Origin of the sequence: Corynebacterium sanguinis, from assembly GCF_007641235.1 — a bacterium.
GTDB lineage: Bacteria > Actinomycetota > Actinomycetes > Mycobacteriales > Mycobacteriaceae > Corynebacterium > Corynebacterium sanguinis.
The window spans coordinates 498,112-520,687 of the sequence record NZ_CP038157.1; the positions used below are offsets into that span (position 1 = coordinate 498,112).

Annotated in this window: 14 protein-coding genes; 1 reads left to right on the plus strand and 13 read right to left on the minus strand. The window is 62.9% G+C overall.

Going from position 1 to position 22,576, the window contains the following annotated elements:
* Nucleotides 1-30: 30 nt before the first annotated feature.
* The 8 genes from tuf to E3227_RS02515 form a co-directional block, all read right to left on the minus strand.
* Entirely contained in the window at nt 31-1,221 is a 1,191-nt protein-coding gene (tuf, locus tag E3227_RS02480) for an elongation factor Tu (RefSeq protein ID WP_136653350.1), read from the minus strand.
* 379 nt (nt 1,222-1,600) lie between these two features.
* On the minus strand, nt 1,601-3,721 hold the full coding sequence (gene fusA / locus E3227_RS02485; RefSeq protein WP_144317432.1) for an elongation factor G: 2,121 nt from the start codon (nt 3,719-3,721) through the stop codon (nt 1,601-1,603).
* 255 nt (nt 3,722-3,976) lie between these two features.
* Nucleotides 3,977-4,444 carry a 30S ribosomal protein S7 gene (rpsG, locus tag E3227_RS02490; protein ID WP_144317433.1) on the minus strand — a complete coding sequence of 156 codons (468 nt, stop codon included), beginning with the start codon at nt 4,442-4,444 and terminating at the stop codon, nt 3,977-3,979.
* A 6-nt stretch (nt 4,445-4,450) separates the two neighbouring features.
* Nucleotides 4,451-4,822 (minus strand): 30S ribosomal protein S12, encoded by a 372-nt coding sequence (rpsL, locus tag E3227_RS02495; RefSeq protein WP_018017465.1) that lies wholly within the window; start codon nt 4,820-4,822, stop codon nt 4,451-4,453.
* Nucleotides 4,823-5,550: 728 nt separating this feature from the next.
* Nucleotides 5,551-9,549, minus strand: a complete 3,999-nt coding sequence (locus E3227_RS02500; protein WP_144317434.1) for a DNA-directed RNA polymerase subunit beta' — start codon at nt 9,547-9,549, stop codon at nt 5,551-5,553.
* Nucleotides 9,550-9,622: 73 nt separating this feature from the next.
* Nucleotides 9,623-13,120, minus strand: a complete 3,498-nt coding sequence (gene rpoB, locus E3227_RS02505; protein ID WP_144317435.1) for a DNA-directed RNA polymerase subunit beta — start codon at nt 13,118-13,120, stop codon at nt 9,623-9,625.
* 301 nt (nt 13,121-13,421) lie between these two features.
* Complete coding sequence (gene pgfA / locus E3227_RS02510) at nt 13,422-14,381, minus strand: cell envelope lipid trafficking protein PgfA (RefSeq protein WP_144317436.1); 960 nt, start codon at nt 14,379-14,381, stop codon at nt 13,422-13,424.
* A 54-nt stretch (nt 14,382-14,435) separates the two neighbouring features.
* Nucleotides 14,436-15,935 carry a succinic semialdehyde dehydrogenase gene (locus E3227_RS02515; RefSeq protein ID WP_144317437.1) on the minus strand — a complete coding sequence of 500 codons (1,500 nt, stop codon included), beginning with the start codon at nt 15,933-15,935 and terminating at the stop codon, nt 14,436-14,438.
* A gap of 157 nt (nt 15,936-16,092) precedes the next feature.
* On the opposite strand from E3227_RS02515, the gene E3227_RS02520 reads away from it, so the two are divergent.
* Nucleotides 16,093-16,821 carry an SDR family NAD(P)-dependent oxidoreductase gene (locus E3227_RS02520; RefSeq protein ID WP_342778827.1) on the plus strand — a complete coding sequence of 243 codons (729 nt, stop codon included), beginning with the start codon at nt 16,093-16,095 and terminating at the stop codon, nt 16,819-16,821.
* Nucleotides 16,822-16,935: 114 nt separating this feature from the next.
* Here E3227_RS02520 and rplL read toward each other — a convergent pair whose 3' ends face one another.
* The 5 genes from rplL to E3227_RS02545 all read right to left on the minus strand — a co-directional run bounded on the left by rplL (nt 16,936) and on the right by E3227_RS02545 (nt 22,454).
* A complete protein-coding gene (gene rplL, locus E3227_RS02525; protein WP_136653366.1) occupies nt 16,936-17,325 on the minus strand; it encodes a 50S ribosomal protein L7/L12 in 390 nt (129 codons plus the stop codon).
* A 66-nt stretch (nt 17,326-17,391) separates the two neighbouring features.
* Nucleotides 17,392-17,913, minus strand: coding sequence for a 50S ribosomal protein L10 (gene rplJ, locus E3227_RS02530; RefSeq protein ID WP_136653368.1), 522 nt, complete (start codon nt 17,911-17,913; stop codon nt 17,392-17,394).
* Between the two features lie 236 nt (nt 17,914-18,149).
* Complete coding sequence (locus E3227_RS02535) at nt 18,150-20,408, minus strand: choice-of-anchor M domain-containing protein (RefSeq protein WP_144317439.1); 2,259 nt, start codon at nt 20,406-20,408, stop codon at nt 18,150-18,152.
* Nucleotides 20,405-21,562: a choice-of-anchor M domain-containing protein gene (locus E3227_RS11675; RefSeq protein ID WP_170228612.1), complete on the minus strand. Its 1,158-nt coding sequence runs from the start codon at nt 21,560-21,562 to the stop codon at nt 20,405-20,407. The genes E3227_RS02535 and E3227_RS11675 overlap by 4 nt, the downstream gene beginning before the upstream one ends.
* Before the next feature lie 13 nt (nt 21,563-21,575).
* Nucleotides 21,576-22,454 (minus strand): anchored repeat-type ABC transporter permease subunit, encoded by an 879-nt coding sequence (locus E3227_RS02545; protein ID WP_375544068.1) that lies wholly within the window; start codon nt 22,452-22,454, stop codon nt 21,576-21,578.
* Between the last annotated feature and the right edge of the window lie 122 nt (nt 22,455-22,576).

A 22,576-nucleotide genomic window follows, 5' to 3' on the forward strand; every position in this document is an offset into this window, starting at 1 on the left:
GGGTATGAAGCGTCTAGAACGTGTGGGGAATTAGCCCAGGATCTTGGTGACGCGGCCAGCGCCGACGGTGCGGGAGCCCTCGCGGATAGCGAAGCGCAGGCCCTCGTCCATGGCGACCGGCTGGATGAGCTCGACAGTCATGTCGACGTTGTCGCCCGGCATGACCATCTCGGTGCCCTCCGGCAGCTTCACAACACCGGTCACGTCGGTGGTGCGGAAGTAGAACTGCGGACGGTAGTTGTCGAAGAACGGGGTGTGGCGGCCGCCCTCGTCCTTGGACAGGACGTAGACGGAACCCTCGAACTTGGTGTGCGGGGTGTAAGCGCCCGGCTTGATGACGACCTGGCCGCGCTCGACGTCCTCGCGCTTGAGACCACGCAGAAGCAGAGCGGCGTTGTCGCCGGCCTCAGCGGTGTCGAGAAGCTTGTTGAACATCTCGATGGAGGTAACGGTGGTCTTCTGGGACTTCTCGCGGATACCGATGATCTCGACCTCGTCGTTGAGGTTGAGAACGCCACGCTCCACACGACCGGTAACCACGGTACCGCGGCCGGAAATGGTGAAGATGTCCTCGATCGGCATCAGGAAGTCGCGGTCGGTCTCGCGGACCGGGTCCGGGATGGAGTCGTCGCACGCCTGCATGAGGTCGAGCACGGACTGAACCCACTTCTCGTCGCCCTCAAGAGCCTTCAGAGCGGAGATGTGGATGATCGGAGCCTCTTCGTCGTAGTCCTGCTCACCCAGAAGCTCGCGGACCTCCATCTCGACGAGCTCGATGATCTCCTCATCGTCGACCATGTCGCACTTGTTCAGCGCAACGAGGATGTAGGGGACGCCGACCTGGCGAGCAAGCAGCACGTGCTCGCGGGTCTGCGGCATCGGGCCGTCGGTGGCGGCGACAACGAGGATCGCGCCGTCCATCTGAGCAGCACCGGTGATCATGTTCTTGATGTAGTCGGCGTGGCCCGGGGCGTCAACGTGAGCGTAGTGGCGCTTCGGGGTGTTGTACTCCACGTGGGAGATGTTGATGGTGATGCCGCGCTCGCGCTCCTCGGGAGCCTTGTCGATCGCGTCGAAGGCGAATGCGGTGTTCTCCTCCGGGTAAGCATCAGCGAGCACCTTAGTGATGGCAGCCGTGGTGGTGGTCTTGCCGTGGTCGACGTGACCGATGGTGCCGATGTTTACGTGCGGCTTGGAACGCTCAAACTTAGCCTTTGCCACTGTATGTCCTCCTGGACTTCATGGTGGCTACGACCTTCGCAGCCACGTGGTTTACTTTTTGCCTTGTCACGCGCCCCCGCAATAGAGGCGCGCCAACAATGGCCATTTCACAATGTGCCAGTTACATGATCCTAGATTTATTAAGACCGTTTTTCAAACCGTCGCGCCCCCGTCGAAGCGGTGGAACTTTGGCTGAGGCGATCCAAACAAAACGGATCCACCTAGAGAGTAACGGCCGGCTCAAACCCGACTTATCTTGGGGTCGGGCCTCAGCACAACCGCTACTCCCACGGTGTGGCGCTTAGGCCCCGTCTTCGCCTTTACGCGACGTGCCCGATGGCGCGGGCGCGTCAGGCTCAGGGGCCAGCGCGAGGGGTGTTTAGTTGCCGTTACGCTCGTCGATGATTGCCTGCGCAACGCTCGAGGGAACCTCGGCGTAGGAGTCGAACACCATGGTGAAGTTCGCGCGGCCCGCGGTGCTGGAGCGCAGGTCGCCGATGTAGCCGAACATCTCAGACAGCGGAACCTTCGCCTTGACCACCTTGGCGCCGGAGCGGTCGTCCATGGCATAGACCTGGCCTCGGCGGGAGCTGATGTCACCGTTGACCGTGCCCATGTACTCCTCCGGTGTGACAACCTCGACGGCCATCAGCGGCTCGAGCAGCACCGGCTTCGCCTTCGCCACTGCCTCCTTGAGCACCTGGGAACCCGCCATCTTGAACGCCATTTCGGAGGAGTCGACCTCGTGGTAGGCACCGTCTTCCAGCGTGGCCTTGATGTTCACCAGCGGGAAGCCGGCGAGGAAGCCGTACTGCATCGCATCCTGGATACCGGCATCCACGGACGGGATGTACTCCTTGGGTACGCGGCCACCGGTAACGGCGTTCTCAAACTTGTAGGTTGCGGACTCGCCCTCCTCCAGCTCGCTCGGCTCCGGGTTATACGGCTCGACGGTGACGATAACCTTTGCGAACTGGCCGGAACCACCGGTCTGCTTCTTGTGGGTGTAGTCGAGCGACTCGACCTTCTTGCGGATGGTCTCGCGGTAGGCCACCTGCGGGGAGCCGATATTCGCCTCGACCTTGAACTCACGCTTCATGCGGTCGACGAGAACGTCGAGGTGGAGCTCACCCATGCCGCCGATCACGGTCTGGCCGGTCTCTTCGTCAAGCTTGACGGTGAAGGTCGGGTCCTCCTCGGCGAGCTTCTGGATCGCGGTGCCCAGCTTCTCCTGGTCAGCCTTCGTCTTCGGCTCGATAGCGACCTGGATAACCGGGTCCGGGAAGTCCATCGACTCGAGGATGATCGGGTGATCCGGGTTGCAGAGGGTGTCACCGGTGGTGGTGTTCTTCAGGCCGATGAACGCGTAGATGTTACCCGCATCGGCGTGCTCGACCGGGTTCTCCTTGTTGGCGTGCATCTGGAAGAGCTTGCCCACGCGCTCCTTGGAGTTCTTCGTGGAGTTGAGCATCTGCTCGCCCGGGATGGCCTGGCCGGAGTAGACGCGCACGTAAGTCAGCTTGCCGAAGAACGGGTGAACGGCGATCTTGAACGCCAGCGCGGAGAAAGGCTCGTCCAGGGACGGCTTGCGGGTGTCCGGGGTCTCGCCGTCCATGCCAGTGCCGTGCACCTCACCCACGTCAAGCGGGTTCGGCAGGAAGTCGATGACGGCGTCGAGCAGCGGTTCCACGCCCTTGTTGCGGTAAGCGGAACCGCAGTACACCGGGTAGATCTCGGAATTGACCGTCATCTTGCGAATGGCGCCCTTGATCTCCTCGAGCGTGAGCTCCTCGCCACCGAAGTACTTCTCCATGAGCTCTTCGTCGGACTCGGCTACTGCCTCGAGCAGCTTCTCGCGGTACTCTTCAGCCTTTTCCTGGAGCTCAGCCGGGATCTCCTGGATTTGCGGCGGGGTGCCGGTCTCAACCTTGCCCGGCCACACCAGCGCCCTCATTTCCAGCAGGTCGACAACACCGTCGAAGTCGTCTTCGGCCCCGATCGGAAGCTGCATGACCAGCGGCTTTGCGCCGAGGCGGTCAACAATAGTCTGGACGGTGAACTCGAAGTTGGCGCCGAGCTTGTCCATCTTGTTGACGAAGCAGATACGCGGAACGTCGTACTTCGCGGCCTGACGCCACACCTGCTCCGACTGGGGCTCAACGCCCTCCTTGCCGTCGAACACTGCGACTGCGCCGTCGAGCACGCGCAGGGAGCGCTCCACCTCGACGGTGAAGTCCACGTGACCCGGGGTGTCGATGATGTTGATCTGGTTGTTGTTCCAGAAACAGGTCACAGCGGCGGACGTAATGGTGATGCCGCGCTCCTTCTCCTGCTCCATCCAGTCCGTGGTCGCGCCACCGTCGTGCGTCTCTCCGACCTTGCGGTTGATACCGGTGTAGAAGAGGATGCGCTCGGTGGTGGTGGTCTTACCAGCATCGATGTGAGCCATGATGCCGATGTTGCGGACCTTGTTGAGGTCCTTAAGCACTTCTTGTGCCACGTTTATTACTCCAACTTAAGTGTTGTCGGCGTTTCCGGATACCTGGCCGCGCCTGCCGGTAACGCCTGTGTGGATATTTACCTTTGTCAATTCTGCCATTAAAAGTGCTGTTCGTCAGCCCAACGGCGCAAATACGCGCAACCCGGGCGCTGGCCGCGTACCGCCAAGTTCCCCGCTATGGAGTTCTTGGGGGCATCATGCGTAGGCCACGCGCCCGGGTCGGTTGGCTGACTGCACTGTTCACGTGTGCGGCAACTACCAGCGGTAGTGAGCGAAAGCGCGGTTGGCTTCTGCCATCTTGTGCGTGTCCTCGCGACGCTTGACGGATGCGCCAAGACCGTTGGAGGCATCCAGAATCTCGTTCGCGAGGCGCTCGATCATGGTGTTCTCGCGGCGCTGACGGGTGAACGTCACCATCCAGCGCAGGGCGAGGGTGTTGGAACGGCCGGGCTTGACCTCAACCGGCACCTGGTAGGTGGCGCCACCGACGCGGCGGGAGCGGACCTCAAGGTCCGGGCGGATGTTGCCGAGAGCCTTCTCGAGCGTGCCGACGGGGTCGGTGCCGGTCTTCTCGCGGCAGATCTCGAGCGCGCCGTAGACGATGCGCTCTGCGGTCGACTTCTTGCCGTCCAGCAGGATCTTGTTCACGAGCTGGGTAACGATCTCAGAGTTGTAGACCGGGTCCTTAACGACGGGACGCTTCGGTGCTTGCTGCTTACGCATTGGTGATTACTGTCCCTTCTTCGCGCCGTAGCGGGAGCGAGCCTGCTTGCGGTCCTTAACACCCTGGGTGTCAAGCGCGCCGCGGATGATCTTGTAGCGAACGCCCGGAAGGTCCTTCACACGGCCGCCGCGTACGAGCACCATGGAGTGCTCCTGCAGGTTGTGGCCCTCGCCGGGGATGTATGCGGAGACCTCGATGCCCGAGGTCAGGCGCACGCGGGCAACCTTACGCAGAGCGGAGTTCGGCTTCTTCGGGGTGGTGGTGTATACACGGGTGCACACACCGCGGCGCTGCGGGGAGCCCTTCAGGGCCGCGGTAGCGACCTTGGTGCGCTTATCGTGGCGGCCTTTGCGGACCAGCTGCTGGATAGTTGGCATTCACAATCCTTACTTCGGTTATGGACTTTGGAGTTGGGCTTTGGAGATGGGCGCAGGCGAAGGCGGGTAAACACGCAAAAATGGGGGCTCTTTTCCGGGGCCCTTCCGAGATTCGCAGATCACCTACCACGCCGTGCGCGGGGAATCCTGTTGGGTACGCTACCGCACCGGTGGGCGGGCAACCAAATCGCGGTGTTGGTGGGCCGCTGTTCGCAGTCGCGTCGTGGCGGGGGTTTTCGCTGGTGTTGTTTGGGGTGAGGTATTCGGGGTGAAGAGCTCAGCGCGAAGATCGCGCTTTAGCTTAGTGCATTCTGCGTTGACATCTTCCCATTGAAGATCTCAACGCGAAATTCACGCCTGGAGCACGTGCTGGAGACGCTGGCATCTTCCCAACGAAGAGCTCAACGTAGAAACAGCGCCTAAAACGAGTGCGAATCTCGCTGACATCTTCAAAGCGAAGATCACAACGTAGAAACAGGACCAGAACCGCGCACAGACAACGCTGACATCTTCCCGGCGAAGATCTCAGCGACGAAATTACGCCTGGAACACGAGCTAGAGACGCTGACATCTTCAGATGAAGATCTCAGCACAAAAACAACGCCAGAAACGCACTAAAACAACGCTGACATCTTCACCCGGAAGATCTCAATGCAAAGACCCCAGCGCAGACACCCAGGAGCAAACTCCTCGAGCCCCACGCTGGGGTCTTTGAACCAAGCGAGCAACTACACCTGGTCGAACCCGTACTCGTCGAGCGGCACGGACGCGCCTGTGAACTCGCCGTAGCCGTCGTCGCCGTAGATCGAGTCCCCGAAGGACGGGATCGCGTACGCGGCGGAGCGCGCAGCCTCGGTCGGCTTGACCTGGATGTTGCGGTAGCGCGCAATACCCGTACCAGCCGGGATGAGCTTACCGATGATCACGTTCTCCTTCAGGCCGATGAGCTTGTCGGAGCGCTTGTTGATCGCGGCGTCGGTAAGCACACGCGTGGTCTCCTGGAAGGAGGCCGCTGACAGCCACGACTCGGTCGCGAGCGACGCCTTGGTGATACCCATGATCTCGGAACGCATCTCCGCCGGCTGGCCACCGTCAGCCACCGTCGCGGCGTTGACCTGGCGCGCCTCGGCGAGGTCGACCAGGGTACCCGGCAGGAACTCGGTGTCACCAGAGTCGATGACGTTTCCGCGGCGAAGCATCTGGCGGATGATGATCTCGATGTGCTTGTCGTGGATCGACACGCCCTGGGTGCGGTACACGGCCTGCACCTCGTCGATGAGGTGCTTTTCGACGCCGCGTCGGCCCAGCACCTCAAGCACGTCGTGCGGGTCAGCCGCACCGCGCAGCAGGCGATCGCCAACCTCGACGTGATCGCCCTCGCGCAGGGAGCGCTCGATCATCGCATTCGGGTTGGACTCCATCGGGCGACGCACCTGGGCCAGGCCCTGGCGCTTCGACAGCTTCTCGTAGACGACAACGTCGGAGCCGTCATCCGGGTGGATGGTCAGCGTCCAGAAGTTGCCCTCGTCCTCGAGGGTGACCGTTCCGGCCACGGAAGCGATCGGGGCGCGGTTCTTCGGAACGCGAGCCTCGAACAGCTCCTGCACACGCGGCAGACCACCGGTGATGTCACCGCCGACACCACCCTGGTGGAAGGTACGCATGGTCAGCTGCGTACCAGGCTCACCAATCGACTGTGCCGCGACGATACCGACGGCCTCGCCGATATCGACGAGCTTGCCAGTGGCCATGGACTTGCCGTAGCACTTCGCGCACACACCCGTCGGGGTCTGGCACGTCAGCACGGAGCGCACCTTGACCTCGGCCACACCAGCCGCTACGAGGCGATCGATGTTTTCTTCAGTCAGGTCTGAGCCGGCCTCAAGCACAACGTTGCCGTCGGCGTCCTTGGCATCGGATGCAGAGACGCGGCCAGACACGCTGGTCTCGACGAGGTCGTTGCGTGCCCACTTGTCTCCAGCGAGCTGCGCGACTGGCACCTTGACACCCTGGTGGGTGCCGCAGTCGTCCTCACGGACGATGACGTCCTGAGCGACGTCGACAAGGCGGCGGGTCAAGTAACCGGAGTCGGCCGTACGCAGAGCGGTATCGGCCAGGCCCTTGCGCGAACCGTGGGAGTTGTTGAAGTACTCCATCACGCTCAGACCCTCGCGGAAGGAGGTCTTGATCGGGCGCGTGATGTACTCACCGCGCGAGTTCACGACCATGCCCTTCATGCCCGCAAGCGTCCAGATCTGGCGCATGTTGCCGGCCGCACCGGACTTCACGATCATCGGGATCGGGTTGTCATCCGGGTACAGGTCCTCGACGGCCTGGCCGACCTTGTTAGTGGCGTCCTGCCACAGCTCGACCAGACGGTCGTAGCGGTTCTCCTCGGTCAGGGCACCCTTCTCCCAGAACTTGCGCTCGATCTCCTCGGCCTCGCGCTCGTACTGCTCCAGGACCTCAACCTTGTTCGGCAGAACCAGAACGTCGGACATGGAGATGGTCACGCCGGAGCGAGTTGCCCAGTAGAAACCGGCATCCTTCATCTTGTCCAGCGTCTGCGCCACGGTGATCATCGGGTACTTCTCCACCATGGACTGGATGACGTCGCCAAGCAGCACCTTGCCGGAACCGCCACCCTTGCGCACCATCGCGCCTTCCTGGTACGGGAAGTTGAACGGCAGCATCTCGTTGAACAGGATTCGTCCCAGCGTGGTGTCAGCCATCCAGGACTGGCCCTTCTCCCAGCCGTCGGGGAAGAACTCAGCCTCGATCTCCTCCGTCGGGCGGAGGTGATCGATGCGCACCTTGATCGGGGCCTGCATGCCCAGCACGCCGCGGTCGTAGGCCATGATGGCCTCGCGGTAGGAGGTGTAGACACCGCGCTCCGGGCCGTTCTCGTCGGCCGGGGCGTAAGCGCCCTCGCCGCCGATCTCGGTCCCGCCCTTGAGCATGGTCAGGAAGTACAGACCGGTCACCATGTCCAGGCGCGGCATCGCCAGCGGCTTGCCGGACGCCGGGGACAGGATGTTGTTCGACGACAGCATGAGCACGCGGGCCTCAGCCTGCGCCTCAGCGGACAGCGGTAGGTGAACAGCCATCTGGTCGCCGTCGAAGTCAGCGTTGAACGCCTCACACGCGAGCGGGTGCAGCTGGATAGCCTTACCCTCGACGAGCTTCGGCTCGAACGCCTGGATGCCCAGGCGGTGCAGCGTCGGGGCGCGGTTGAGCAGCACGGGGTGCTCGGAGATGGCCTCTTCGAGCACGTCCCACACCTCGGGGCGCTGGCGCTCCACCATGCGCTTGGCCGACTTGATGTTCTGCGCGTAGTCGTTGTCCACCAGGCGCTTCATCACGAACGGCTTGAACAGCTCGAGAGCCATCAGCTTCGGCAGACCGCACTCGTGCAGCTTGAGCTGCGGGCCGACGATAATCACCGAACGGCCGGAGTAGTCCACACGCTTGCCCAGCAGGTTCTGGCGGAAGCGGCCTTGCTTGCCCTTGAGCAGGTCCGACAGGGACTTCAGCGGGCGGTTGCCCGGGCCGGTCACAGGGCGGCCGCGGCGGCCGTTGTCGAACAGCGCGTCGACGGATTCCTGCAGCATGCGCTTCTCGTTGTTCACGATGATCTCGGGCGCGCCGAGGTCGATCATGCGCTTGAGGCGGTTGTTGCGGTTGATCACGCGACGGTACAGGTCGTTGAGGTCGGACGTCGCAAAGCGGCCGCCATCGAGCTGAACCATCGGGCGAAGCTCCGGCGGGATGACCGGGATCGCGTCCAGGATCATGCCGGCCGGGTCGTTGCCGGAGCGCAGGAACGCGGCAACAACCTTGAGGCGCTTGAGCGCACGGACCTTCTTCTGGCCCTTGCCCTCGGCGATGACGCTGCGCAGCTCTTCGGCCTCGGCCTCGAGGTCGAAGTTGCGGATCAGGGTCTGGATCGCCTCGGCGCCCATTCCGCCCGTGAAGTAGTCCTCGTAGCGGTCCATGAGTTCCTCGTAGAGGTTCTCGTCGATGACCATCTGCTTCGGCGCGAGCTTGACAAAGGTCTGCCACACCTCGTCGAGACGCTCGACCTCACGCTCCGCCGCCTGGCGGATGTGGGTCATCTCCTTGTCGGCCGCCTGCTGCACCTTCTTGCGTGACGACGCGTTCGCGCCGGCCGCCTCCAGCTCCGCGAGGTCTTCCTCGAGCTTCTGAGCGCGCTCCGCGATCTCGGAGTTCGCGTCCGCCTCAACTTCCTTCTTCTCCAGGATCATCTCAGCCTCGAGCGTCGAGAGGTCGTTGTGACGTGCCTCGTCGTCGACGGAGGTGATGATGTTGGCGGCGAAGTAGATGATTCGCTCAAGGTCTTTCGGGGCAAGATCAAGGAGGTAACCCAAGCGCGAGGGGACGCCCTTGAAGTACCAGATGTGGGTCACGGGAGCGGCGAGCTCGATGTGGCCCATGCGCTCGCGGCGCACCTTGGACTTGGTCACCTCGACGCCACAGCGCTCACAGATGATGCCCTTGTAGCGCACGCGCTTGTACTTGCCGCAGGCGCACTCCCAGTCGCGGGTGGGGCCGAAGATGCGCTCGCAGAAGAGACCGTCCTTCTCCGGCTTGAGGGTGCGGTAGTTAATGGTTTCCGGCTTCTTGACCTCGCCGTGGGACCAACGGCGGATATCGTCGGCGGTGGCCAGGCCAATGCGAAGCTCGTCGAAGAGGTTTACGTCAAACACGTAAATTCCCTTTCACCTCCCCCTCATGGGGAGGATCGGTGTGGATAGTTTCTTGCGTTGCGTTGGTTGGCGCCTACGCCGTGTCAGCCGCTGCACCCTCGTCGCGCGAGAGGTTAATGCCCAGCGATGAACCGGCCTGGTCGAAATCGTCGTCGTCGCCGGAGAGCTCCATCGGAGTACCGTCGGCGGTGAGGACCTCAACGTTCAGGCACAAAGACTGCAGCTCCTTGAGCAGCACCTTGAAGGATTCGGGGATGCCCGGATCCGGGATGTTGTCGCCCTTGACAATGGCCTCGTAGACCTTCACGCGGCCCACGACGTCGTCCGACTTGATGGTTAGAAGCTCCTGCAGCGTGTAAGCCGCGCCGTATGCCTGCATGGCCCACACCTCCATCTCGCCGAAACGCTGTCCACCGAACTGGGCCTTACCACCCAGCGGCTGCTGCGTAATCATGGAGTACGGGCCCGTGGAACGGGCGTGGATCTTCTCATCCACCAGGTGGTGCAGCTTGAGCATGTACATGTAGCCCACGGAGACGGGGTACTTGAACGGTTCGCCGGAGCGGCCGTCGAAAAGCACGGTCTTTCCGTCGCCGTCGACCATGACGTCGCCGTCGCGATTGGGCTTGGAGTTCGCGAGCAGGCCCGCGATCTCCTCGTTGCTTGCACCGTCGAACACCGGGGTGGCCGTCAGGGACTCCGGCGGCACGTCGTAGAGGTGCTCCGGCAGCGTCTCAAGCAGTTTGGCGTTGGCCGGGTCGTCCGGGTTAACGGTCCAGCCGGCGTGAGCCAGCCAGCCGAGGTGAACCTCAAGGACCTGGCCGATGTTCATACGACGCGGCACACCGTGGGTGTTCAAGATGATGTCCACCGGGGTGCCATCGGCCATGAACGGCATGTCTTCCTGCGGCAGGATCTTGCCGACGACACCCTTGTTGCCGTGTCGGCCAGCCATCTTGTCGCCGTCCTGGATCTTGCGCTTCTGGGCGACGTAGACGCGGATCATCTCGTTGACGCCCGGGGAAAGATCGTCGTCGTCCTCGCGCGAGAAGCGGCGCACAGCGATGACCTTGCCGGTCTCACCGTGCGGCACCTTCAGGGAGGTGTCGCGAACCTCGCGGGCCTTCTCACCGAAGATGGCGCGCAGCAGGCGCTCCTCCGGGGTCAGCTCGGTCTCACCCTTCGGGGTGACCTTGCCCACCAGGATGTCGCCGTCGCGCACGTCCGCGCCGATGCGGATGATGCCGCGCTCGTCGAGGTCCTTGAGCACGTCCTCGGAGACGTTCGGGATCTCACGAGTGATTTCCTCGGCTCCGAGCTTGGTGTCGCGAGCATCGATCTCGTGCTCCTCGATGTGCACCGAGGTCAGGATGTCATCTTCCACAACGCGCTGGTTGAGAATGATGGCGTCCTCGTAGTTATGACCCTCCCACGGCATGAAGGCGACCAGCAGGTTGCGGCCAAGCGCCATCTCGCCGTTCTTCGTGCCGGGGCCGTCAGCGATGACCTGGCCAGCCTCAACGCGATCGCCAGCGGAGACGATCGGGCTCTGGTTGTAGCAGGTGCCCTGGTTGGTGCGCTCAAAGGTGCGCAGCAGGTAGGTGTCGCGGATGCCCTCGTCGTCCATGACGGTGATGAAGTCGCCGGTGACGTCCTCAATCACGCCAGCCTTGCGGCTGATCACGGTGTCGCCCGCGTCGTAAGCGGCGCGCTGCTCCATGCCGGTTGCCACGTAGGCGGCCTCGGAGCGCAGCAGCGGCACAGCCTGCTTCTGCATGTTGGCGCCCATCAGCGCGCGGTTCGCGTCGTCGTGCTCAAGGAACGGAATCATTGCCGTTGCCACGGACACCATCTGGCGTGGGGAGATGTCAACGTAGTCGACGCCGTTGGCGCCAACGACACCGATGTCTCCGTCCTTGAGGCGGACCTCGATGCGCTCGCCAGTGAGGTTGCCCTCCGCGTCCATCGGGGTGGCCGCCTGCGCGATGGCGTAGCGGTCCTCCTCGTCGGCGGTGAGGTAGTCGATCTGGTCTGTCAGCTTGCCGTTTTCGACCTTCTGGTAGGGCGTTTCGATGAACCCGAACGCGTTGACGCGCGCGTAGGAGGCCAAAGCGCCGATCAGGCCAATGTTCGGGCCTTCCGGGGTCTCAATCGGGCACATGCGACCATAGTGCGACGGGTGCACGTCGCGGACCTCGATGCCGGCACGCTCGCGCGAGAGGCCACCCGGGCCGAGCGCCGACAGGCGGCGCTTGTGCGTCAGGCCGGACAGCGAGTTGTTCTGGTCCATGAACTGCGACAGCTGAGACGTGCCGAAGAACTCACGGATGGCGGCGGAGACCGGGCGGACGTTGATCAGCGACGTCGGGGTGATCGACTCCGCGTCCTGGGTGGTCATACGCTCGCGCACGACGCGCTCCATACGGGACAGGCCAACGCGGACCTGGTTCTGGATGAGCTCGCCGACGGTGCGCAGGCGACGGTTGCCGAAGTGGTCGATGTCGTCGGTGTTGATCGGGATGATCTCGCCGGTCGGGGACTTCATCTCCGTCTCGCCCGCGTGCAGGCGCACGAGGTACTCGAGCGTGGTGGCGATGTCTTCCTCGGTCAGGGTCATCAAACCGTCGTGGTCGCCGCCGAGACCGAGCTTGCGGTTGACCTTGTAGCGGCCGACACGAGCCAGGTCATAGCGCTTCGCCTTGAAGAAGGAGTTCTCCAGCAGGGACTGGGCGAGGTCGCGGGTGGGCTGCTCGCCCGGGCGCTGCTTGCGGTAGATCTCAAGCAGTGCCTCGTCGGTGTTGGCCACGCCGTCGGACTCGAGGGTGGACATCATGATTTCCGAGAAGTCGAAACGCTCGGTGATCTGCTGGGTGGTCCAGCCCAGCGCCTTGAGTAGCACGGTCACCGGCTGGCGGCGCTTACGGTCGATGCGCACGCCGACGGTGTCACGCTTGTCGACGTCGAACTCCAGCCACGCGCCACGCGAGGGGATGACCTTCACGGCGTGCAGCGGGCGCTCGGTCGACTTGTCGATCGTCTCATCGAAGTAGACGCCCGGGGAGCGCACGAGCTGGGAGACAACGACGCGCTCGGTGCCGTTGACAATAAACGTGCCCTTGTCGGTCATCAGCGGGAAGTCGCCGATGAACACCGTCTGAGACTTAATCTCCTGGGTGTCGTTGTTGATGAACTCCGCGGTGACGTACAGCGGTGCGGAGTAGTTGATGTCCTTCTCTTTGCATTCGTCGATCGAGTACTTGATCTCCTCAAAGCGCGGCTCGGACAGAGACAGGCTCATGTTGCCCGAGTAGTCCTGGATAGGGGAGATCTCCTCGAGGATGTCCTCGAGGCCGCTAGTAATATGAGCGTCGTCGCCGCGCTCGGCGCGCTGACGCTCGCGCCACTCCTGGGTCCCTACGAGCCAAGCGAAAGATTCACTCTGCACGTCGAGCAATCCGGGCACGCTCACGGGCTCGGAAATCTTCGCAAACGAGTAACGCTCCGGAGCTCCGGGGATATTGGCCATAGACATGGTCTGGTGGGAGACTGCCAAGTTGGGTCCTTCCAGCACCTCACGCGGCTCCTGCGAGATCTGCTTGACAGCAGCAGATCACGGGGTTTTCCGCTGGATAAGTTAGTAATCGGTCAGCTGTGGAATCCCCGCCCCCGAAATGCACAAAGCCGCCTTGTCAAGTCCCTTTTTCACAGAACGAAAGACAAGGCTTATCAGCGCGCACGGAGACGGCTTCCAGCGCAACGATTAACATTATACGAACTTTGCCGTCTTGTAAAGGCGACCAGGAGGTCGGCCCGCTCGCATCCCACAATGTGGCCGTCGGGAGGGAACTCTACCACTGACGCAGGCCGGGTGGTCATTTTCCGGACGCGCGCGCCCTCCGGCGTCCCTTGGTGTAGCCCGGCCGCAGCGCTCCGACAAGGCCGATCAGAGTCATGATCGCCCCGGCCACGATCACCGCGGTGGTAATCGCTTGCGACTGGGCCTGCGAAAACACCCCACCCAGCTGGCCGGCCATGGCTGCCGTTTGCTCTTCGGGCATGCGGCCGTCGTAACGCAAGACGTCCTCGACGCGGCCGCCCTGCGCGTCCCCGTAGTAGGTGTCCACCTTCTCGTTCACCCCGACGACAAGGCCGGAGACCTGGTCCACGGTTAGCTCTCGCTGCGCCGTGTAGTAAAGGAACGAGCGGGTCTGGTTACCCTCGGGATCCACCTGCGTCTTCGTGTTGCGCATATCTGCGTAGCGCAACGCGAGGTTGGTCGGCGGGACGTCCTGGGCGTAGCGGTACACCGTGCGGCCCTCAATCTCGTCCTCACCGGTGAAGGTGGCGGGGGCGGTGCCGCGCAGGGTGGAGTCGAACACCTCGTAGGTGGTCTTCTCGGCATTCGCAGGCAGCTTCAGCCAGTTGCCCGTCTCCGCAACCTCTGTCTCGGGCAGGATCATCACGTTAGACAGCTTCAGCGGGCCGGTGGGCAGGCCCGTGCGGCGATCCATGCTGAACGTCCACGTCCCAGCGCTGACCAGGTTGTCGAAATCGTTCCCGGATGCGCCAGCGAGCAGGGTTTCGCCGACGCGGATGCTCGCTACCTCGCTATTCGACGGGTTCTGGACCTCCATGTGGAGCTGGCGAGTGATCGGTTGCGTCTCACCCTCGTATTCGCCGGCGGGGTCCGCCATGGTCCACGTCGTGTGCTCCAAATCCAGCGGCAGCCGCCCGTCCCCGATCAGAAAACGCGGGGCGAGCAGTCCTCCCACGATCAGGGCGATGCCGAGACCGGTGAGCAGGGCGGCCAGAATTCGTGAAGTGGAAAGCATGGTGGCCGATTGTAACGCAGAAGCGCCTACGCATACGGCGCCGGGCGCGGAACCCTAGCGCAGGATGTCGCGGCCAAGCTTCAGCGTCGTCGCCAGGGTCGTCGCCCAGGTCTGGCTGTCGATGCCGTTGTTGACCACGTTCATGAACCGCGTCTGGGTGACGTTGCGCGACTCGGTGTACTTCGTAATGCCGTGATCGCCGTGACGACGCCCCACGCCGGAGGCCTTCCAGCCACCCATCGGCGCGTCGATCGCGGACCACGCCGGCGCGTATCCCTCGTTGATGTTGACCGTTCCCGACTCGAGGCGGGAAGCCAGCTTCTTGCCGGTGGCGGGCGCCGCCCACACCGAGGAGTTCAGACCGTACTCGGTGTCATTTGCGCGGCGCACAGCTTCGTCGTTGGAGTCGACGACCTCGATGTAGACCACGGGGCCGAACACCTCATCGCGGTGCAGGTCGGCACTTTCCGGCACGTCCGCGAGGACGGTCGGGGCGTAGAAGGCGTCGCCAAGCTCGCGCAAGCGCTTGCCGCCTGTCAGGACGGTGGCGCCCTTGCTCACGGCGTCGTCAACGAAGCGCTCGACCAGGTCAGCGTGCTCGGCGGAGATCAGCGAGCCCATGTCGATGTTCCAGTCGGTACCGCCGCCGACCTTGAGCTGCTTGACGCGGTTGACGAACGCCGGGATGAACTTGTCAGCGACCTTGCGGTGGACGTAGATTCGCTCGATCGAGATGCAGAGCTGGCCGGAATTGCCGAAGCAAGCGGGCCAGATCCCGTTGACGGCCCTGTCGATATCGGCATCGTCGGCGACGATTAGCGGGTTCTTGCCACCGAGTTCCATCGAGTAGTCGATCAGGCGCGGCGCGACCTGCTCGGCCAGCGAGCGGCCGGTCTCGGTGGAACCGGTGAACATCAGGTAATCGCACTCGTCGGTGATGGCCTGGCCCACCTCGGAACCGCGGCCGGTGACCACGTTGAAGATGCCGTCGGGAAGCCCGGCCTCGGCGAGCAGTTCCGCGCCGAGCATCGCGGACAGCGGCGTCTGGGAATCGGGCTTGAGCACGACGGCGTTGCCCGCGAGGATGGCGGGGATCGCATCGGAGATGGTCAGCGTCAGCGGGTAGTTGAACGGCGCGATAGCCCCGACGACGCCCTTCGGGGCGTACTCTTCGCGTGTCGACGTCAACACCGGCACGACAGCACGGCGCCCCTGGGGCTTGAGCAGCTTCTCCGCCCGGTACGCGTAGTGCCGCGCGGTCATGGCGACATCGAGAACTTCCTCGAGTGCGCTGAGACGGTTCTTGCCATTCTCGGCCTGAATCGTGTCCATGATCTTGTCGCGGTTGTCGATGACAAGGTTGTGGAATTTCAGGAAGATCTTGCGGCGCTGACGGAAGCTGGTTTTCGCCCAGCGCTTCTGCGCGCGGCGAGCGACGGCGAATGCCTCGCGGGTGTCTTCCTTGGTGTGGGCCGTTACTGTGGCGATAACCTCACCGGTGGCCGGATTGATGATGTCTTGAGTGGCGCGCTCGGGCGCGATTGCGTGAGTCATAATGTCCCCTCGTGCGGATTAATACTGCTAAGCCTTAACAGCAATCTTGCTGCAATCCTACACATGTGACCACCTTTACATCTATGATTATCCCATGCCAACATCACAAGAACGCAGTAAAAGTATCTTCATCAGTGGCGGGGCATCCGGCATTGGGATGGAGACTGCCAAGCGCATGCTCGACCACGGCTGGACTGTCGGTTGCTACGACATCGTGCCGGTTGAATGGCACCAGGGCGAGGACATAGACGAGGGCCAGTTGATCACCGGCCACCTCGACGTTCGCTCCTGGGACGATTGGGAGAATGCGATGAAGGACTTCACCTCGCACACCGGTGGCCGTCTCAACGCTTTCTTCAACAACGCGGGGGTCATCATCGATGGCTTGATCAAGGACCAGGACCCCGACCGCATCCAGTGGATCAACGACATCAACTGCGTTGGCGTCACATACGGCGCAAAAGCCGCTCACCCCTATTTGGAACGCACCAAAGACTCCGTCATGATCTCGATGGGCTCCGCATCCGCAATCTACGGCCAGCCCGAGATCAGCACCTACTCCGCCTCGAAGTTCTACGTCAAGGGCCTCACCGAGGCACTGAGCCTGGAATGGGCAAAGAACAAGATCCGTGTTCACTCCCTCGCCCCGCTCTGGGCGAAGACGAAGGTGGCCGAGGTCAACGCGCGCTCCACCCGCACCCTCGGCGTGCGCCTTGAGCCGGGCGACGTTGCAGATGTGGCAGCCAAGCTGTTCGCGGAGCCCAGCTTTTACGACAAGCTGCGCGTCCACCACGGCGTCAGCGTCCCGGACAAGGTGCTCAAGACCCTGGCCGACTTCTCCCCTGACCTGATGAAGCGCTTCTCGACTAAGCTCCTGGTTGGCTAATTGCGTTTCTTAAGCCGGCGCGCCTCGTGGGAGGGGCGTCGGCACGCAAAAAAGCTCCCCACCCCAGCGATGATTGCTGGAAGTGGGGAGTTTTTCGCTTGGGTGAGGCGGTGATTACTTGAGGGTAACCGTTGCGCCTGCCTCCTCGAGCTTGGCCTTAGCAGCCTCAGCGTCATCCTTGTTTGCGCCCTCGAGGATCGCCTTCGGAGCACCCTCGACCATTTCCTTAGCGTCCTTCAGACCCAGGCCGGAAACGATCTCGCGGACAGCCTTAATCACGCCGATCTTCTTGTCACCAGCGTTCTCGAGAATGACGTCGAACTCGTCCTTTTCTTCCTCAGCGGCAGCCTCGCCGCCAGCCGGTGCGCCTGCAGCAGCAACTGCAACCGGAGCAGCAGCGGTCACGTCGAAGACCTCCTCGAATTCCTTCAGGAACTCGGAAAGCTCGATGAGGGTCATTTCCTTGAACTGCTCAATGAGCTCGTCCTTAGACAGCTTAGCCATTGTGGCTTCCTTTCTTTCGGGTGGCCGCCTACGCGGCCGCATGTATGTGGTGGTGCGTGGCGCCGCTTACGCGGCTTCGCCCTGCTTGTCCTGCAGCGCAGCGACGAGGCGGGCAGTCTTGGATGCCGGAGCCTGGAACAGGCCGGCAGCCTTGGCCAAGGAGCCCTGGAAAGCGCCTGCGATCTTGGCAAGGGTGGTCTCGCGGTTATCCATCTCAGCGATGGCGTCAACCTGGGCAGCGGACAGGACGTTGCCGTCCATGTAGCCGCCCTTGATCACGAACGCGTCGTGAGCCTTGTTGAACTTCTTCATCACCTTCGCAGCGTCAACTGCCTCGCCCTTGATGAAGGCGACGGCGGTCGGGCCGGTCAGGAGATCATCGAGACCCTCCATGCCATTCTCGCGTGCAGCGATCCTGACGAGGGTGTTCTTGGCGACGTGGTACTCGACATCGAAACCGAGCTCACCGCGCAGTTCCTGCAGCTGACCAACGGTCAGACCACGGTACTCGGTGAGAACAATGGAGCTCGCCTCCTGGAACTTGCCCTTCAGGACAGCCAGCTCGGCAGTGTTTTTCGGGTTTGCCATGACACACGCCTCCTTCCAATAATTAACGTCCTACAATCCGCCCGGGGCACGATCGCTTGAGAACGACAAGTGCCCCGTGCAGAAGCACGGGGCACCATGAATCAGGCCTCGTCTCTCCTGCGTGGGCCGTTCCCTGGAGGGGAAACCTTCGACTCCGCAGCTGCGGAGCGACCGACGGTCTTCGGTGAAACTTGAGGGCGGGGAGGTGACTCCCCGTTCAAACTTCGGGCCTGATGTTATCCGATTGCCTGCTGCGGAGCCAAATCGTCCTCGCCGCTGCGCACCTGCTTGAGCGCACGCCAGGCTGCGACGAACAGCACGATACCGCCGATGAGCGCCATCGCCCCAAGGCCGAAGGCGAGCCCTGCCCAGAACCCGCCGGCGGTCACTGCGGACGCCGCGTCGTAGGCCTTCGACTTCTCGGGCGAGTTGCCGTCGATGGAGGAGACGATACCGCCGCCCCCGCCGAGGGCAAGGGAGTCTTCCGGAGCAGCCTGGTCGACCGTGCCGGGGTCGTCGGCAACCTCGCCGCCCTCGACAACCTCGCCACCCTCGACTGATTCACCGCCGCCGACGCTCGTCTCGGTTCCGCCGGTGGCCACAGCTGCGGGCTGGGAGATCGCCGGAGCAGACCCGCTGCTGCCGCCGGAGACGGTCTGGGCGGGCTGCTGCGTAGCGGGTTGCTGTGCCGGGGCCTGCCCACCGGACGGCGCGGCCGGCTGCTCAGCTGGCTGCGCGGCACCGCTCTGATCCTCGACCATGACCACTGCACCCTCAGGACTGTCTTCCCCTTGATCCGCCTCCGCTCCGTCGCGCGCGACAAGCTGCTGGAACAGCGGGCCTGCGTCATTGTCCAAGGCAATAAACGAGTTCTCGAGCTCGCGCAGGCCATCGATGATCGCCTGCTGCACAGAACCCTCGTCAGACGTTGTGGTGACCGTGTCGATGGGCGCGCTCGGACTGACAGGCGGCTGCGGCTGTGTTGGTTCCTTACCGCCACCGAGGATGCCTCCGAGTGCGAGGACGGCTCCGGCGAGATTTTCAATCGCCTTGGCCAGTTTGTCCCATACGCCAGCGCCCGGCGTTGCAGGCTCATCGTCGGGGCCGTCGCCCGTCTCATCGCCCGGCGCGGAGGCGCAGTCCTCACCCGCGGCCGGTAGTGAACTATAGCCCTCATTCTTGTACTTACGCGCCTGCCCAATTGCCTCGTCACCGACGGCAAACGTGGCCCGCAGTTCCTTTTTAAACTCTCCTCCATCACGCGCGGTGCCAGTGTAGAGGAAGGTCGCCGCGTAGAGGCCCGGTTCGCTAAACCCGAACGCCTGGTGATCGTGATGATTAAAACCGTAGGTCAGGTGCGATGCCGGATCAGCGGAGTCAAGTTCTTTGTCCAACCGTCCCACGTTCTCGTGCCAGGTGACAATCCTGCCCGGTCCGGTGACGTCACTCAGCGAGACCTTTATGCTAGTTCCTTCCGCAAGCGTGTCGGATTTCAGAGCCGTGGTGGAGAAACCAAGCCAGGGAAGGTCAGAGACCTGCGCCTGCGGTAGCATCCACACCTGCTTGAAATCACCGAGGAACGAGTCCTTGAGGTTCTTAGGTATTTCCTGCTTAGCCGAATCAGGGACCTCGAAGAGGAATGTTCCGCTCTCACGGACAGCGGGGTGGTGCACATCACTGTCGTCGTGAAGCCGTGCCTGGACCTCGCCGTCATCCTCAGCGAGCGTGAGATCCATGTGCCCCGAGGTGATAAATGCATCGGGCTTCGTCGATAGCGCCTGTGCCGCGTAGCAGAGCTGGGCGTTCCCGCCGTCCGGCGCCGGCACGGGTGCCTCAGATTCCGGCGCCGTCGTCTCAGGCGCCTTGCCATCAACGTAGGTCTTTACCTCGTTGAGGTTAATGGTCGTTCCTTTAGGTAAGCCTACATCCGAGTCCTCACCCACGAGCCAGTATTGGGTGACCGGCTCGGTCTTCTCCGTCGTGCCGTCTTTGTGTTCTGCGCGCCCTTGCCATGTGATCTCGTAGATTCCCGGTTCGGTAAACGTCCAGTTGAAGTGGCCATGGGCGCCCACCTTGTACGGAACGCTGTGCAAATTCTCATCCGCACTACTAAAGAAACGATCGTTCGAATTATTCCGTGAGTGGTGGAAAAAGATCTGCATCTCGCCTGGCCCCTTGTAATCAACAAGGTCGAAAAACATCAAGTTATCCTTGAAATTCGACGGGATGGCCTCCTCATTTGGCTCGTGTGCCCTGTCAAACGCACCGAGGCCCGACCACAATGGACGCCACTTATCCATAAAGCTTGTGGCCTGAGGCGCAAGCCATACTGCCTGGCCTGGCTTGCCCAAAAAGGCAGTGTCCTCAGTGATAACTGTCCGTGAGATTTCCCGGCCTTTGCTATCCGCATCACGGGGGAGGCGGAAGCAAAGGGAATCCATTGGCACAACCTGCTGACCATCCACCGCCATGACGGTGAGCTTGTCGCCGTTCATTCGGGTGCCATAGAGCGCGTCGTTGTGGGACTGGTAGACCAACTTGCGGCCCGCGCACACATGCGGTTTAGACCCGCCCTCGGCCTTCTGGTCCGCAGGTAGGTTGACGCCGAAGCCTGTGTTGCCGTGCTTATGCCCGGATGCGGTGAGCTTCGTCTCGCCCTCGGGCTCGCTGGGTTCAGCCGGAACGGCGGTCTCGCTGGGCTTCGCGCTAGTCGACACCTGCGTCGCCGTCGTCGTGGGCTTTGCCGTCGTCTCTGCCGGGTAGTCGGAGACTGCGGCGCGGCCTTCACCTCGTTGAGGTTCTTGGTGGTTCCCTTCGGTAGGCCGACGCTCGAGTCGTCGCCGACGAGCCAGTATTGCGTGACCTTGTCGGATGCGGTCTCTGAGCCGTCGTCAAGCGTCGCCCGAGCTTGCCACTGGATGGCGTAGATGCCTGGCTTGGTAAAGGCCCAGCTGAACTGGTTCGTCTTACCCACGTTGTAGGCGAAGCTCAGAGGCTTCTCATCAGTGGTCGAGAGGACCCGTACGACCGGGGAGACCTTGTTTTTGAAGTAGATGTGCACATCACCGCCTTCCGGGCCCTGGAAGTCGGTCATCTCAAATCTCACCTGGTTGTCTCGGAAGTTGGTGGGCACCGCATCGTCGCCTGTCATCCGCTTCGAGTCAAAAGCACCAATCCCAGTAGACATGGGCCGTGGCGGGATCGTCTTATCGGCGGTGGCAGGTGCCACCCACACGGTGTCACCGGGCGTGCCCAGGAAGGACAAATCCTCAGGAATGACCATCCGTGTAAGGTCCTGTCCTTTATCATCGGCGTCCGGCGCGAGGCGGAAACAAAAATCATCCTGGTTCGTCACCTCGGTGCCGTCGAGTGCCATCACGGCAAGCTTTCCCGCTGTATCGTTCGCGGCGTAGAGGGGAACCTCACGCGACTGGTAAGCCAGCTTGCGCCCCGCGCAAGGGTGGGTCACGGTCTTGCCGTCGGCGGTTTTCATCTTCACATCACCAGGCAGGTCCACGCCAAAACCGGGGGTGCCGGCCTTGTGGTCTGTGGCGATCGGCGCCGACGAGTCGGCCGCCAGAGCGACGACGGGCGCCTGCCCCGCCGCGAGGGCCGCGGCGAGGGGTACTGCGAGATATGACTTTCTCACTAAAATCATCTCCTTATACGGGTTCGACCCGGCTGAGGCGGATCTTCTCCGCCACCACGCCTTGACGCGGGGCGAAGAGCCAGCTGAGGACAAAGATGGCGGTGACGGCCAGCACGATCGTCGCGCCAGTCGGAGAATCGTAGGACCAGGACAACCACACCCCGATGACGCTGGCGAAGGCCCCGATTCCGGCGGCCAGCCACATCATCGTGCCGAGGTTGTCGGTATAGAGGCGCGCGGCCGCCGCGGGCGTGACCAACAGCGCGAGGACCAAGATGTTGCCAATGGTCTGCACCGAGATCACCACCGCGGCAGTCACGCTGAGGTAGAGGGCAAGGTCGAGCGCGTAGACCGGCAGGTTCATCGCGCGCGCGGTCTCACGGTCGAAGGCGACGGCGCTGAGCCACGGGCCCAGCACCACCATGAGCGCGATGATGACCGTCCCGGCGACGGCGCACACCCAGATCGCCCCGGTGTCCACGCCAGTCAAGGAGCCGAAAAGGAACGAGCTTAGCGACGCCGTGTAGCCCTCCACCCGGGAGATCACCACCAGGCCGAGCGCGAAGGCGGCGGCGAAGACGATGCCGATGACGGAGTCCTCCTTGATCCGGCGCCGCTGGGTGAGCGTGGATATGGCCACGGCCACCACGACCCCGGCGACCGCGCCGCCGAGCAAGACAGAGACCTCGAGCGCGAAGGCCAGGGCAATGCCTGGGAAGACGGCGTGGGCGACGGCGTCGCCAATGAACGACATCCCGCGCAGCACCACGTAGCACCCCACCACCGCGCAGACCACGGAGGAGATCAACGCGACGGCCAGGGCCCGCGGTAAGAACGCAAGCTGCGGGTTCGCCACATCGGCGAGGAACTCGAGCTTCTCGCCCACAAACATCGCCCCCAAATCGGCGTGGCCCTGGGAGATCACGGTGCGCTCCCCGGCCGGAGCGATGTTCTCATCCGCGCTGACCTGCTGCTGCAGCGCAGGGTCCTTATCGGCAACCTGGGCCACAGCCG